Source organism: Streptomyces sp. NPDC087300 (assembly GCF_044744425.1).
Classification (GTDB): Bacteria; Actinomycetota; Actinomycetes; order Streptomycetales; family Streptomycetaceae; genus Streptomyces.
This window is the reverse complement of record NZ_JBIUYI010000004.1, coordinates 674096-689478: the sequence shown is the minus strand read 5'-3', so window position 1 is coordinate 689478 and position 15383 is coordinate 674096. Positions and strand designations below refer to the sequence as shown.

The 15383-nt window shown below is 73.3% G+C and carries 6 protein-coding genes; 1 reads left to right on the top strand and 5 read right to left on the bottom strand.

The window, feature by feature from the left end:
- Nucleotides 1-46: 46 nt before the first annotated feature.
- Genes ACIO9J_RS18850 through ACIO9J_RS18840 form a run of 3 tightly spaced genes read right to left on the bottom strand, consistent with a single transcriptional unit; the run spans nucleotide 47 to nucleotide 12131 of the window.
- The gene (locus tag ACIO9J_RS18850; RefSeq protein WP_402000220.1) at nucleotides 47-7483 is read right to left on the bottom strand and encodes a MupA/Atu3671 family FMN-dependent luciferase-like monooxygenase; all 7437 of its coding nucleotides are present in this window, start codon (nucleotides 7481-7483) and stop codon (nucleotides 47-49) included.
- Complete coding sequence (locus ACIO9J_RS18845; protein WP_402000217.1) at nucleotides 7480-10821, bottom strand: type I polyketide synthase; 3342 nt, start codon at nucleotides 10819-10821, stop codon at nucleotides 7480-7482. The genes ACIO9J_RS18850 and ACIO9J_RS18845 overlap by 4 nt, the downstream gene beginning before the upstream one ends.
- On the bottom strand, nucleotides 10818-12131 hold the full coding sequence (locus tag ACIO9J_RS18840; protein WP_402000214.1) for an MFS transporter: 1314 nt from the start codon (nucleotides 12129-12131) through the stop codon (nucleotides 10818-10820). Before ACIO9J_RS18840 ends, ACIO9J_RS18845 begins: the two co-directional genes overlap by 4 nt.
- A 259-nt stretch (nucleotides 12132-12390) precedes the next feature.
- On the opposite strand from ACIO9J_RS18840, the gene ACIO9J_RS18835 reads away from it, so the two are divergent.
- Nucleotides 12391-12618, top strand: a complete 228-nt coding sequence (locus ACIO9J_RS18835) for a response regulator transcription factor (RefSeq protein ID WP_098242163.1) — start codon at nucleotides 12391-12393, stop codon at nucleotides 12616-12618.
- Here the strand turns inward: ACIO9J_RS18835 and ACIO9J_RS18830 are convergent.
- Both ACIO9J_RS18830 and ACIO9J_RS18825 read right to left on the bottom strand, forming a co-directional pair.
- Nucleotides 12593-13675 (bottom strand): methyltransferase, encoded by a 1083-nt coding sequence (locus ACIO9J_RS18830; protein WP_402000211.1) that lies wholly within the window; start codon nucleotides 13673-13675, stop codon nucleotides 12593-12595. The two genes, ACIO9J_RS18835 and ACIO9J_RS18830, sit on opposite strands and share 26 nt — an antisense overlap.
- Complete coding sequence (locus ACIO9J_RS18825; protein ID WP_402000208.1) at nucleotides 13672-15024, bottom strand: cytochrome P450; 1353 nt, start codon at nucleotides 15022-15024, stop codon at nucleotides 13672-13674. The genes ACIO9J_RS18830 and ACIO9J_RS18825 overlap by 4 nt, the downstream gene beginning before the upstream one ends.
- Nucleotides 15025-15383: the final 359 nt, after the last annotated feature.

Sequence of the window (15383 nt, the reverse complement as noted above, 5' to 3'; positions counted from 1 at the left end):
CACAGACGGGCCCCCACCCGTGACACGGACGGACACCCCGCCCATGTCACAGAGCGGCCCCCGCCTCCTTCGTCAGCAGCTCGACGTACGCGGCGGTCCACGCCTCGACCGTCGCCCGGTCCCACAGGTCGCTGGAGTACTCCAGGTAGCCGGAGAGCACGTCCCCCGTCGGAATCAGACCGAAGTTGAACTCCGAACGGGCGCCCGACACCGCGAGGTCCTCCACCGCCGTGGTCACCCCGGGCAGATCGATGTCCGTCTCCAGAGAGCTCTGGTACTGGAAGCCGAGCGGCAGCCGGTCGGGGACCTCCGTGCCGAGCACGGCGCTCAGCTCCGCGGCCACCGCGCGGATCGGCGCGGCGTGGTCGATCGCCGCCACGGCGCTGCGCGCCACCCGGTCGACCAGCGCGCCGAACGACGGCTCGCCACCGCGCACCCGCAGCGTGAACGAGGAGACCGTGCAGGCGGCGAGCGCCTCGAACTCGCGGCGCTCGCGGTTGGCGTAGGAGATGGCGAGCACCGTGTCGGGCTGCCCCGACAGGTCCCCGACGAGCCGCGCGAACGCCGCGGCCGTCACCACGAAGGGCGTCGTACGGTGCCGCCGCGCGAGCGCCTCGACGTCGGCGCGGACCGCCGCGGGAACCGTGAACAGGACGACGTCTCCGGCGCCGCTCAGCTCCTCGGGGCGCGGCCTGTCGAGGGGCAGCGCGAGCCCGAAGGGGGCACCCGCAAGCTCCTCGGCCCAGTGGTCGACCAGGCGGCCCTTGTCCTGCGTACGGGACCGCTCGCGCTGCCAGCGCGCGTACTCGCCCGGCTGCGGCACGCTCTCCGCGAGCCCGTGCGGCTCCCCGGTGACGGCCGCCCGGTACAGCGCTGCCAGTTCACGCAGCAGAATGCTGACCGACCAGCCGTCGCAGGCGGCGTGGTGCAGCACGAAGAGCAGCACCCTGCGGTCGGGCCCAGTACGCAACAGGCGGAACACCGGGGCGAGTTCGGCCTCGATGTCGAACGGCGTGGCGGCCGTCCCCGCGCCGATGCGCTCCGCCTCCTCCAACGCCTCGTCGGCCGTGCCGCACCGCGCGAGGAGATCCTCGTCGGGCAGCTCCACGGGCCTGGCCCGCAGCGCCTCCTGCCACCACTCGCCGCCGTCCTCGACGAAGCGGGTGCGCAACGCCTCGTGGCGCGCGACGAGTTGGCTCAGCGCGGCGCGCAGGGCCGGTACGTCGAGGTCGCCGGTCAGGGTGAGCCGCATCGCCACGTTGTAGATCTGCGGGCGCGGGTGGGTGCGGTGCCGGTCGATGAAGGCCTTCTGCTGGGCGGTGACGGGGGCGCGGCCGAGTACGGCGGGGGTGTCCGGGGCAGAGGAGTCCGGGGCGGAGGTGTCCGGGCCGGTGCCGTCCTCGATGGGGCCGTCCTCGCCGGGGCCGTGCGCGCCGTCCCGTTCGGCGGCGGTTTCGCCCTCGGGCTCCGCCCCCAGGAACGCCGCCATGGCACCCAGCGTGGGCTGTTCGTAGAAGCGGGCGATCGGGTACTCCGTGCCGAACTCCTCCCGCACGCTGTTGGCCAGGCGGATCGCCGTGATGGAGTGCCCGCCGAGGTCGAAGAACGAGGCGTCGGGGGCGATCCCGGCCGGGTCCACGCCGAACTCGTCGGCCCACAGCCGCGCGAGGCGCGCCGCGACGGCGCCCGCCGCGGGCTGCGCCGGCTCGGGCGGTGCGGGCGGTACGGCTGTCGTCGCGGTGATCAGTGTCGGCTCCGGCAGGGCCGCCCTGTCCAGCTTTCCGTTGCCGGAGAGCGGGAGCTCGGGCAGCACCGACCAGGCGTGCGGCACCAGGTAGTCGGGCAGCCGCAGGGACAGTTCCGCCGTCAGCCGGTCGGCGAGCTCCTGCGCGCGCCCCGCGGCGGGGTCCGCGGCGACGACGTACGCGGCGAGCCGTGCGTCCCCGCGCCGGTCGCGGCGGGGCAGGACGACCGCGTCCGCCACCCCGGCAAGGCCGTTGAGCGCGCGCGACGCCTCCTCGGGCTCGACCCGGTAGCCGCGGATCTTGACCTGGTCGTCGGACCTGCCGAGGAACTCCAGGGCACCGTCGTCACGCCGTCGCACCAGGTCGCCGGTGCGGTACATGAGCCCGCCCGAGGCGTCGAGGGGATCGCGTACGAAGCGGTCGCCGGTCAGGTCCGGGCGGCCCAGGTACCCGGTGGCCACTCCGGGCCCGCCGACGTACAGCTCTCCCCGCTCCCCCGCGGGGACCTCACGGCCTTCGGCGTCGAGCAGCCGCAGCGTCACGTTGTCGACGGGCCGGCCGATCGGGATCGGGGCGTCGTCCGCGCCCGGCGCCAGGGGCGTCACCGTCTGCGTGGTGCACAGGACGGTCACCTCGGTGGGCCCGTAGACGTTGACGGTCTCGTACGGGGCGCTCGCGCGCGGCCGGGTGCGCAGGACGTCGCCACCGAGCAACAGGTGGCGCAGCGGCGGCTGTTGGCCGTCGGGGAGCGCGAGGACGCCCTCGCCAAGCGCGGTCGGCAGGATGGAGAAGGTGATCCGCTGCTCGGCGTACCAGCGGGCGAGCGCCGCCGGGTCCCTGCGGACCTCGTCGTCGGCGACGACGACCGTGGCACCCGCCGTCAGCGCGGTCCAGATCTCCAGGACGGCGGCGTCGAAGCCCTGGCTGCACACGGCGGCGGCGCGGTCGTCCGCGGTGAACCCGAAGCGCTCGTGGTGCCACTGGCACAGGTCGACGACGGCGCGGTGCGGCAGCGCGACGCCCTTGGGGGTGCCGGTGCTGCCGGAGGTGTAGATCGCCAGGCAGAGCGAATCGGGGCCGGGGGCGGCGGCGGGCGGCGTGGCTCCGTCGGTCTCGTCCGGTACCGCGTGGACGTCGACCGCCCTGGTCCCGGCGGGCAGCGCGGGCACGTCGGCCCGCCCGTCGTCGGTCACCAGGATCCGCGCCCCGCACTCGGCGAGCACGGCCGCGCCCCTGGCCCGGCCGATGGCCGGGTCCAACGGCACATAGCCGTGGCCCGACTTGAGGGCCGCGAGCATGGCGACGACGAGGTCCGTGCCGCGCGGCAGCCACAGCGCGACGGGGACGTCGGTGCCGCCGCCGGACGCCTGGAGCACGGCGGCGAGCCGCTCGGCCCGCTCGTCCAACTCCCGGTAGTTCATGGTCACTTCACCGCACCGGACGGCCGTGCGGTGCGGGGTTGCCTCGGCCCAGCGCGCCGTCAGGGCGTCGACGGTACTCCGCGTGCGCGCCCTGACCGGGCCCGCGCACCACGCCTCGGACTCGTCGGACGCCGGGGTCCGGCGCCCCGACAGGGGGGTGCCGATGTCGCGGACGGCGGCGGCGAGCACGTCGCGGAACGTTCCGAAGAGCGCGTCGACGGTGGCCTCGTCGAAGAGGTCGGTGCAGTACTCCAGGTGGCAGCGGATGCCGTCAGGACCGTCGGTGAAGTACACGCTGAGGTCGGTCAGCGCCTTGTCGGGCCCCGAGTCGAGCGGGGTGGCGCGCACCCCGGGCAGGTCGAAGACGAAGGGGTCCGCCGTCTCGAACTCGGCGAGCGTCTGGAAGACCGGGGTCCTGTCCAGCGCCCGCGCGGGCGCCAGCTCCCTGACGACCGCCTCGAAGGGCACGTCGGCGTGGTCGTACGCGTCCAGGGCGACGGCGCGCACCCGGTCGAGGACCGTGCCGAAGTCCGGGTCGCCGGAGAGGTCGAGGCGCAGGGCCAGGGTGTTCACGAAGAAGCCGACCACGTCCTCGTACGCGGGGGTGCGGTCGGACATCGGGGTGCCGATCACCAGGTCGTCCTGCCCGGTGACCCGGTGCAGGGCGGCCGCGTATCCGGCGAGCAGCGTCATGAAGAGGGTGCTGCGCCGCCGCTTGCCCAATGCGCGTACCCCGTCGGAGAGTTCGGGGTCCAGCGTGCGGAACAGGGCTCGGCCGTTCGAGGAGAGGACGGCGGGACGCGGGCGGTCGGCGGGCAGGTCGAGCACGGGCAGCGCGCCGTCCAGCGCCTTCTTCCAGTACGCCAGGTCCTCCGCGCCCTTCGCGGCGTCGAGGGCGGCGAGCTGCTCGCGGGCGTGGTCGGCGTACGTGTGGGGCAGGGCGGGGAGTTCCGCCGCGGGCGCGCCCGTGAGTGCGGCGCGGTAGAGGGCGGAGAGGTCGCGGGCGAGCACGCCGGCCGATGCCGCGTCCATCACGATGTGGTGCAGGGACAGGACGAGGACGTGCCGGTCCGGGCCGAGCGTGACCAGGCGCGTGATGAAGAGCGGCCCGTCCGCCAGGTCGAAGCGGCGCGCGCTCTCGGCCGCGAGGAGACCGGCGACCGCGTCACCGGGGCCCGTGCCGTCGACGACAGCGAAGTCCACGTCGCCGCCCGGCGACAGCGCGAACTGCCGTGGTGCGCCCGCCACTTCGCGGAACACCGTGCGGAGTTGCCCGTGCCGTGCGGCGAGGGCGCGCAGGGCGGTGCGGAGGGCGGGGACGTCCAGCGGGCCCGCGAGCTCGATGGCCTTGACCTCGTTGTACGCGGTACGGCCCGGCAGCATCCGCTCCAGGAACCAGACGCGCTGCTGGCCGGGTGAGAGCGGGTCGCCCGCGCCGGAGACCTCGGCGGGGGCGGTGGGCCGGACCGGGGCGGGGGCGGAAGCTGATTCCTTCGTCGCCGGCCGCTTCGCCGCCGATTGCCTCGCCGCCGGTTCGTTCGCCACCGGTTCCTTCGCCGTCGGAGACGTGCAGGCGCGGCGCAGTTCGTCCAGGCGGACCAGGCCCTCGCGCATCGCGGTGGGCTCGACGCCGAAGTCGACGAGCGCCACCACCTCGTCGGCGCCCGCGGCCCGCACCTCCTCGACGACGGGCCGCACGCTCTCCGGGCTGCCGATCAGGGCCCGCTGGTCGCAGTAGCGGTCGTAGGCGCGGCGGAAGACGACGTCCAGGTCGTCGTCGGACATCGCCGACAGGTCGACCTGGTGGCCCAGGCTGTTGGCGACGCCGCCGAACAGGGACAGCGAGGCCCGCATGTAGCGCGAGAGCGGATCGCGCGCCTCGGCGCGGGCCGCCGCGTGGTCGCCGGCCAGGTAGGTGTGCAGCAGGACCGCGACGTGTCCGGCGTCGGGGTCGAGGCCGTGCGCGGCGCGCGTACGGCGGTAGAGCGCGATGTTCTCGCGCAGCTGTTCCACGCCCTGCGTCATGAGGTTGGTGACGATGCCGAGGTCGTGCCGGGCGGCCAGCTCGTACGAGGCGGGGTTGCCGACCACCGCCGTGTACATGGGCGGTGCGTCCTGGACCGGGCGCGGGAAGAGGCTCAGCTCCGCCTCGCCGTCGCCCGTGGTGCGCCGCACCGGGTCACCGCGCCACAACTGCCGTACCTGCTCGACCTGTTCGTACATCGTCTCCTTGTGGGTGCCGAAGCGCCCGGGGAAGAAGACGAAGTCGTTGGCGTGCCAGCCGCTCGCGCAGCCGATGCCGATCCGGCCGCCGGAGAGGTTGTCGACCATGGACCACTCTTCGGCGACGCGGATCGGGTCGTGCAGCGGAAGCACCACCGAGCCCGCGTTGATCCTGATGCGCTCCGTCTCCCTGGCGAGCGCTGCGGCGAGCACGGCCGGGTTGGGGAACAGGCCGCCGAAGGAGTGGAAGTGCCGCTCGGGGATCCACACCGAGTGGAAGCCGTTGCTGTCGGCGAACCGGGCGGTCTCCAGGAGGTGTTCGTACTTGCCTCGGCGCGGCGCGTTCCCGTCCTGGGGGTAGTCACCGAAGAAGTAGACGCCGAAGTCGAGGGGGCGGGCGGCCGGCTGAGGCGCCGCGGTGACGGGTTCCGGACGCGGTCGCGCGGCCACGGCAGCCGCCGCGCCGTTCCAGGCGACGGGCTTGGGACGGGGCTCGGACGCGGACACAGGTGCGGGTGCCGACACAGGCACGGGTGCGGACACGGCCTTGCGCTTCGGTGTCCCCCGGAAGAACCCCGCGTCCCGCAGCTCCCGCAGCGATCCCTTCACCGCGTCCACGATGAACTCGACGTCCCCGTCGGTGTGTTCGGTGGACAGGAAGAAGTTGCGCCACTCCCACACATGCACGCCGCGCAGCATGAGGTGGTGGTACAGGAGCTCCATGTCGGCGCGGTGCTCGAAGCGGAACATCGAGCCGAAGTGGCTCATGCTCAGGGCGAATTCCTCGGCCTCGAAGAACGCGTTGAGCGTACGGGCCATGTCGTCGGTCCGCGCGTTCAGGCGCTCCTGGAGGCGCGGGCTGTGCTCCTTGAGGTGGCTCAGCACGGCGCGGGCGGCGACCATCGACACCGGGTGCTGGATGTAGGTGCCGCCGAAGAACGTGGTGTCGGCCGCAGGGTAGCTGTCGTCGCCGTAGTTCCAGTGGCCCCCGTCGATGCCGTCCATGATGTCGGCGCGGCCCGCGATGGCCCCGATGGGGAAGCCGCCGCCGAGCAGCTTGCCGTACGTGGCCAGGTCGGGCGTGACGCCGTAGAGCTCCTGGGCGCCGCGCGGCGCGGGCCGGAAGCCGGTCAGCATCTCGTCGAAGAGCAGCACGATGCCGTGCCGCCTGGTCAGCTCGCGCAGCCGGTGCACGAACGCGGCGGGCTGGAGGGCGGGGTGGCGGCTCTGCACGGGCTCCACGACGACCGCCGCGATCTCCCCGGCCTGCTGCTCGATGACGGCGAGGCTCTCCTCGCTGCCGTACGGCAGGACCAGCAGGTCGGCGACGGCGTTCTGCGGGACGCCCGCGGACATCGGCACGGTGGTCAGGCCCTCGCCGCCGGTGCGCGGGGAGCGGCCCAGGACGTTGTCGTTGTGGCCGTGGTAGGCGCCCTCGAAGGTGATGATGCGGGAGCGTCCGGTGGCGGCGCGGGCGAGCCGGATGGCGGCGGAGTTCGCCTCCGTGCCGGAGTTGGCGAAGGCGACGCGCTCCATCCCGGTGAGGTCGGCGAGCAGCTCGGCGGCCTCGCCGGTCTCCACGGTGCGCGGGCCGAGCTGGATGCCGCGCGAGAGGTGCTCGCGGACGGCGTCGGCGACGAAGTCGGGCTCGTGGCCGAAGAGCAGCACGCCGAAGCCCATGGTGATGTCGACGTAACGGTTGCCGTCGATGTCCTCCAGCCACGAGCCGCGCGCCCGGCGTCCCGCGAGGGGGTAGAGCATCTCCTTCGTACTGCTGCGGAACCCGACCGCCGCCCTGCTGTCGGCGAGCACCCTCCGGTAGCGCTGGGCGATCCGCTTGGAGGTGGGCGTCTTGGCGGTGTAGCGGCGGACCAGGTCGTCGAGGTGGGCGCGCTGGGTGTCGGACGCGCCGCCGCGGACCATGCCGGAAGCGCGGGCCACCTCCAGGCGCGGGCCGTGCTGGGCGGGGCGCGGCACGGCCTCCGTCTGCGCGGGGCCGCCCATCTGCTCGGTGATGCGCCGCGAGAGCTCGGCCATCTCGGCGAGGTCCTTGTCGACGGCGGCGGCGAAGGACTGGGAGTCGACCCCGGTCATCGGTCCGTCCTCCCGGCCGTCTGGGCGGCGAGCAACTGCGAGAGCTGACCCATCAGTTGGAGCTGCATCTGGGAGAGCTGGTGGACCTGGCGCACGAGGTCCTGGACTTCCTGGCGGGTGGCGTACTCGACCGTGGCGGCGGCCTGAGCGGGCACACCGACCGCAGACGGGGGCGCGGCCACCGGCTCAGGCACCCGGAGCGGCTCGGGCACGGCCACCGGCTCAGGCACCCGGTAGGGCTCGGGCGCGGCCACCGGCTCGGACACCCGGAACGGCTCGGGCTCGCGCGCCGACGGCACGGCGGGACTCCGCGTCACCGGCGCCCCGCCGCCCCCCGCCTTCCCCACGATGATCACGGCCAGGCCCCGCGCCGTGCCCGCCTCCTCGAAGAGCTCCCGCATCGACACCTTGACGCGGTGCTCCTCCTCCAGTTCGCGGAGCACGCCGATCATCTGGAGCGAGTCGGCGCCGAGGTCGAAGAACGACGCGTCCTCGGCTATCTCGCTGGTGTCGTAGCTGAGGTGCTTCGCCGTCACCTTGACGACGTGCTGGAGCACGCGCTCGACCGCTGCCTCGTCCTGTCCCACTTCGGCCCCATCCCTTGCCCGTCGTACGGACCGGGGAAGGAAGTTCTCCGGTCCTGTCCAGTAGTCCTTGTGTTGGAATCGGTAGCCGGGCAGCGGGATCCTGCGGCCCGTCCCGGCCAGGAAGGGTCGCCAGTCGACCGGCGCCCCGGCCCGGTACAGACCCGCGGCCGCGTCCCAGACCGGTGCGAGCCCGGCGCCGCGCCGCAGGGTCGGATGCGCCCGCACGCCCGGCAGCGTCCGCCGCGCGAGCCCGCTGAGCGTGGTGTGCGGGCCGATCTCGACCAGCTCGCCCGCCTCCGGGTGCGCCGCGCCCAGCTCGGCGAGCACGTCGGCGAACCGCACCGGCTCACGTGCCTGCCGTACGAAGTAGTCGGCGTCGGGCAGCCAGCCCGGCGCCCTGGTGCGCCCGTCGGTCCCGCTGACGAACGGCACGGCGCAGGGCCGGAGTTCAACCCCTCCGACCCCTCCGACCCCTTCGAAGAGCGCGCGCAGCCCGTCGAGGGCCGGGTCCATGAGGGCGGTGTGGAACGCCTGCCGCACCGGCAGCGCCCTGGCCGGGATCCCGCGCGCGCCGAGCAGGTCCGTCAGTCGGTCCATCGCGTCGGCCGGGCCCGCGAGCACTTGGCTGTCGGCGGCGTTGACGACCGCGAGCGTCACCCCCGGCACCTCGGCGGCCAGGTCGCGCGCGGCGCGCTCGCCGAGCGGCACGGCGACCATCGCGCCGGGCGGGCAGTGCCGCCGCATCAACTCCCCGCGCCGCACGGTCAGGCGCAGCCCGTCCGCGGCGGAGAGCGTCCCCGCCGCGTGCAGCGCCGCGTACTCGCCGACGCTGTGCCCCGCCACCACGCGCGGTGTGATGCCGGCCGCCCGCCACAGCGCGACGAGCGCGCACTGGAGGGCGAAGAGCGCGGGCTGCGCCACCTCGGTGGGCAGGATCTCTTCGGTATCGGCCGGGTCGGGATCGCCGAGCAGGACGTCGCGGAGGCCTGTCGGGTCGCCGGTCAGCTCGCGGTACCGCCGGTCGCAGGCATCGATGACCTCCCGTACGACGGGGAAGCGCTCGTACAGGGGGCCTGCCGCGCCACGGTGCAGGCTGCCCTGGCCGGTGAAGAGGAATCCCGTGTCGGCGCCGTCCGTGCCGCCGTCGCCCGAGTCCGGTGCGGCGAGCCAGGCGTCGAGTGCGTCCGTGAGCGCGCCGACGGTGTCGCCCCGCAGCGCCACCCGGTGCCTGCGGTGGGCGCGGCCCAGGGCCATCGTCGTCAGCAGGTCCGCCGGGTGCGTGCCGGGGTGCGCGCACAGATGGTCGCGCAGGGCGCGGGCGTTGTCGGCGAGCGCTTCGGGCGTGTGGCCCGCGAGCGGCAGGATGCCGGGGGGAGAGGGCGCGTCAGCTGGGCGCGGTGCGGGCTCGGGCGCTTCTTCGAGTACGACGTGGACGTTGGTGCCGCCGACCCCGAAGGAGCTGACGCAGGCCCTGCGCGGTACGTCGCCACGGGGCCAGGGGCGGGCGGATTCGGGGATGTGGAAGGGGCTCGCGGCGAGGTCGAGCGCGGGGTTGGCGCGGCGGAAGTTGGCCATCGGCGGGATGACGCCGTGCCGCAGCACGAGCAGCGCCTTGATGAAACTGGCCAGTCCCGAACAGACGTCGAGGTGGCCGATGTTGGCCTTCACCGAGCCGAGCGCGCAGTAGTTCGTGCGGTCGGTGTCCTCGCGGAACGCGGCGGTGGCGCCGTCGAACTCGATGGGGTCGCCCTTGAAGGTGCCGGTGCCGTGCGTCTCCAGATAGCCGACGGTGCCCGCGTCGACACCCGCCCGGCCCAGGGCGCGCCGGATGACCGCGCGCTGACCCTCGGCGCTCGGCGCGGTGAAGGTCCGCTTGCCCGCGCCGTCGTTGTTGGCGGCCGAGCCGCGGAGCACGCCGTGGATGTGGTCGCCGTCGGCCATGGCCCGGTCGAGCCGCTTGAGGACGACGGCCGCGACGCCCGTGCCGCCGACGGTGCCGTCCGCGTCGGCGTCGAAGGGCCGCAGCGTGCCGCTCTTGGAGAGGATGGAGCCCTTGACGTACTCGTAGCCGATGACCTGCGGCACATGGACGGCGGTGGCTCCGGCGACGGCGATGTCGCAGTCCCCGGTGGCCACGGACCGCGCGGCGAGGTGCACGGCGGTGAGCGAACTGGAGCACGCCGTCTGCACGTTGACGGCGGGTCCGGTCAGACCGAGGCGGTAGGCGGCGCGGTTGGCGGTGAAGTCGGTGAAGTTGCCGACGGTGACCTGGAGTCCGGCGACCCAGTCGTCGACGCCGCCCTCCAGGACGTTGTTGAGGAGGTACGTCTGGAGGGAGTAGAGGTGGTAGCCCGTGCTCGCGTAGACGCCGACCTCGGTGCCGTCGTGGCCCTGAGCGGCGGTGCCCGCGTATCCGGCGTCCTCCAGGGCGTGGTGCACGCACTCGAGGAAGAGCCGGTGCTGCGGGTCGGTGATGCGGGCCTCTTGCGCGCTCATCCCGAAGAAGCCCGCGTCGAAGCCCGCGATGCCCTCCAGGGTGCCGCTCGCGCCGACGAACTCGGCGGCCCGGTAACGCTCTTCGGGCACCCCTGCGGCGGTCAGTTCGGCTTCGGTGAACCGGCGGATGCGGTCGGCGCCGTCGTGGATCGTGCGCCAGTACTCCTCCGGGGTGTCCGCGCCGGGCAGCCGGAAGGACATCCCGACGACGGCGACGGCGTCGGGCGGCGGGGCGGACGCGGGGTGCTCGGTCATCGGGTCTCCTTCTCCGCGCGCTCCGCGGGTGGAGCGGGTGGCGCGGGTGGCGCGGGTGGCGCGGACACCTCGGAGGCGGCATTCCGTCCCTGTCGCACCAGGACGACGAACAGCGCCGCGCACAGCACGATCGCCACGCCGTGCAGCAGCCCCACGACGTGCAGCGGCGAGTAGCGGTCCAGGAGGGCGCCGCTGACCAGCATCCCGAGGCCGAAGCCGGTGTTCTCGACGGACGCGGAGAGGCCGAAAAGGCGGCCGCGCTGCTCGTCGGGGGCCGCCTGGAGCCGGGTGACGTACGCGGTCTCGGTGAGCCCGTCGGCCATCCCCGCCACCAGCGCGGCCGCGATCGCCGCGACCGTGGGCAGCCCGGTGAAGACCACGATGAACGCGGCCGACATCACGCACGACCCGATCGCGAAGGCCCGCTCCCCCGGCCCCTGCCACCTGCCGCGCCCCGCGAAGCGGCTGCAGATCTGCTGCGCCACGATGTTGCCGATCGCCCACGTGGCCCAGAACTGGCTGATGAACGTGGCCGGATGGGACGGGTCGAGGCCGCTGGAGTAGACGGGCAGGGCGACGTTGTGCGACGAGGAGCCGAGGCCGTCGGCGGCCCGCACCACGATCATGACCGCGAGCACGGGGGCGGCGCGCAGCAGCATGAGCGAGCTGGTGCTCGGCCCCTGCTCCCGCTCCTCCGCACCGTCGGCCGCCGCTCCCGCCCCCGCGTCCTTCTCGGCCGCCTCGGCCCGCCGCCGCGCGTTCGTACGGATCGGCAGCGAGAACAGGACGCTGGCGGAGACCGCGAAGGTGACGGCGTCCAGGGCGATGGCCGCGGTGTAGCCGAGCTGGGCGACCAGGACGCCCGCGGAGGCGAAGCCGGCGATCATGGCAAGGGAACGCCCGGTCGCGAGCAGCGCGTTGGCCCGCAGCCGCAGGTCGCCGCCGACGATCTCGGGGATGCTGCTGCGCAGGGCCACGCCCGACAGGGTGGAGCAGAATCCGGTCACGACCGCGAGGATGTAGAGCAGCCCGGCGCGCGCTCCGTCGGGGGCGACGAGCAGGGCCACCATGGCGGCGCCCTGCGTCAGATCCGCGCCGACCATGAGCCGTTTTCGGTCGTACACGGAGACCAGGCGGCCGCTGGCCCAGCCGGAGACGACACTCGTCATGAGGCGTACGGCCATGAAGAGTCCCGCGGCCAGCGCGCTGTCGGTCACCTCGTAGATGAAGACGTTGAGGGCGACCATGTTCAGATAACTGCCGTACGCCGAGACGCCGTTGCCGACGACGAGCAGGCGAAAGTGCCGCAAGCGTTCCCCCCTGGTCCGCTGATGGGCTGCCACTCACTGGTCGTGCACGGCCGCCATCAGCCGAGACCGTCTTCACACTCACTCGCGCCGAACCACACCTAAAGTCCCCCGAATTGGTGACTTGACAACTAGGCGGGGAGTCAATAGCTCTGTCTCACCCCTCGGGATGCAAGGTTTCCTTTGTGTTTGCTCGTGACCATGGTTAGATCAAGTCGCGGTCATGAACGCAGCGGAGTTGAGAGTCCCTCACGGAGGGAAAATGCCAGCACACAGTCGTCCCGAGAGCGCACCGGCCCTGTCCCTCAGGGAACGTCAGGTGCTCGCTCATATCGCGGCCGGGCTTTCCCACAAGCAAGTCGCCCGGCGCATGGGCATCAGCGTGCACACCGTGAGCACCTATCTGCGGCGCATCAGGAACAAGCGTTCCGCGCCGACCGTGGCGCATCTCATCCGGCTGAGCCTCACCGAGAACTGCGGGCCTCGATGATCCGGTAGCCGCTGAATCCCAGGGGCTCGCTCAGCGCGGCGAGTTCGAGACCGGCGCGCCGGAAGAGCTCGTCGAACTCCGCGGCGGTGCGCTCCCTGCCGGGCGTGAGCACCATCAGGGTGAGGTCGCTGACCGCGAGGAACGGGTCGGTGCCCGTGTCCACGACCGGCGGCGCCACGATCTCCACGACCATGATCCGTCCCGTCCCGCTCATGGCGTTCCGGCAGTTGCGCAGCAGGTCGACGCACCGGTCGTCGTCCCAGTCGTGCAGCACGCTCTTGATCACATAGCGGTCGGCGCCGTCGGGCACGGACGTGAAGAAGTCCCCGGCCACCACCTCGCACCGCTCCCCCAGGCCCGCCTCCGCGAGCTTGTCCCCGGCGGCCGCGACGCCCTGCGCGGTGTCGGCGAGCACGCCCCGCAGGTGCGGGTGCCGGGTGAGCAGTCCGGTGAGCAGGGTGCCGTCGCCGCCGCCCACGTCGACGACGGTGGCGACGTCCGAGAAGTCGTACGCCTCCGCGACGGCCCACGCCTCCGCCTGCGCGCTGACCGCCATGGCGGCGTGGAACTCGGCGCCCAGCTCCGGGTGCTGCTCGAAGTACGCGAAGACGGGTCCGCCGGTGACCGTCTCGATGGACGGCCGTCCCGTACGCACGGCGTCCAGGAGTGCGCCCCAGGCGGCCCAGATGCCCTGGTCGAAGTAGGGAAGGAGCATGGGCCGCAGCGAGTGCGGCACGTCCGAGCGGAGCAGCTGACCGGCCGGCGCGAGGCGGAAGCCGCCCTCGTCGGTCTCGGTCACGACGCCCAGCGAGGCGAGGCCGCGCAGCACCCGGCGCAGCGCCTGCGCCTGGACGCCCGCCTCCGCCGCCAGCTCCGCGGCGCTCCAGGTGCGGTCGGCGAGCAGGTCGGGCAGGCGCAGGCGGACCGCGACGTGGATCATCTGCGCGGGTACGAAGCCGAAGGCGAGCCGGTAGAGGTGCGCGGCGGCGCCGGGGTCGAAGGCGGGGGCGGAGGAGGCGGCGGCCTGGTCTTCCATGGGTGCGTTGGCCGTGGTCATGCGGTGCTCGTTTCTTCGGGTCGGGTGTCGGGGCGTCCTTCGGACCGGTCTTCGGGCCTGCCGTCCACGCGGACTTCGGGACGGAACGAGACGGGGAGCCTGGTCAGGCCGCAGAGGATGCTGATCTGCCGCCAGCGCAGTTCCTCCGGCGGCACGTCGAGGGCGAGTCCCGGCAGCCGCGCGAAGAGCGCCGCGAACGCGTACGACGCGAGGGCGCGGGCCAGCGGCGCGCCGAGGCAGAAGTGGATGCCGTGTCCGAAGGCGAGGTGGGGGTTGGGCGCGCGCCGGATGTCGAATCGGTCCGCACCGGCGACGGCGCCCGCCGGCGCCTCCTCATCCGCACCCGCCTCCTGCTCCGTACCCGCTCCCCCGAAGGCCGCCGGGTCCCGGTTGGCAAGGGAGAGGCCGACGTTCACCACCGACCCCGCGGGGATGAGCGTCCCGCCGAGCTCCACGTCCTCGACCGCGACCCGCAGTGCGGACTGCCCGGCGGATCCCTCGAAGCGCAGCAGTTCCTCGACCGCGCCCGGCAGGAGCGCGGGGTCCTCGCGCAACTCCTTGAACTGGTCGGGGTGGGCGAAGAGCGTGAGCAGGCCGTTGCCGATGAGGTTGGTGGTGGTCTCGTGGCCCGCGACAAGCACCAGCATGGCGAGCCCGACCAGTTCCTCGTCGCTGAGGCCGCCGTCGTCCCGCGCCACGAGCAGGGCGCTCAGCAGATCGGGCTGCTCGTCCGGCGGGACGTCGTGCCGCAGGCCCGCCCGCTTCGCCTCGACGAGCCCGCCGAAATACGCCCGCAGCCTGCGCGAACGCTCGTCGCGGGTACGGGGCCCGGTCTCCACGGAGAGCGTGCGCGCGGCCCAGGTGCGGAACGCCGCGCGGTCGCCGGTGGGGATGCCGAGGAGTTCGCTGATGACGAGGACGGGCAGCGGGAAGGCGAAGTCGGCGATCAGGTCGGCGCGTCCGACGGGCGCCACGGCGTCGACGAGTTCGGCGACGGCACGCTCGATGCGGGGTTCGAGGGCGGCGATCCGGCGGCGCGTGAAGCCGTGCGAGACCAGTCTGCGCAGCCTGGTGTGGGCGGGCGGATCGTCGTTGGCCATGGGCGAGTGCGCGACGGCGGCGCCGGACGCGTGGCCGAGCCGGCGCGGGTCGTTGGAGAGCCGCGGGTCGCGCAGCGCCCGGCGGGCCTCCGCGTGGCCCGACACCAGGAAGTAGGTGAAGCCGCTCTCCTCGCGGACGAGCCTGACGGGTGGCTCGGCGCGGATGAGCCGGTGCGTCTCCGCGGGCCGCGTTAGCAGGACGTAGGGGCTGAATCCGGCCAACGGTTCGGACCGCGACTGCACCGGCATCCGTATCTCCTGATCTGTCTCTCCTGCTCCCGGCCGACCGGCTCACCTTCGCACCGGGCGCGGCCCGTGTCGTCCGTCTGGAACGGGGGATCGCCTCTCCGACCGGGGGCTGAGACGGGCCGCCCGTCTCCGCCCCCGCGAGTGGCCAGGACCTCCGATAAAGAATGAATAGCGGCCGCCAGTTGAATGCTGATACGGCGGTGCGAGCGCGACCGGGGTGCCACGGGACGCACTCGGCACCGGAAGATCAACGATCACAAGTACACCGGGAGTTACCCGTCGCCAAAAGCGTTGAGCAATCTGGACCAGCCCCGGTCGGTCGAGTACTGTACTGATCACTCTCGTGGTCCAGACCAGTC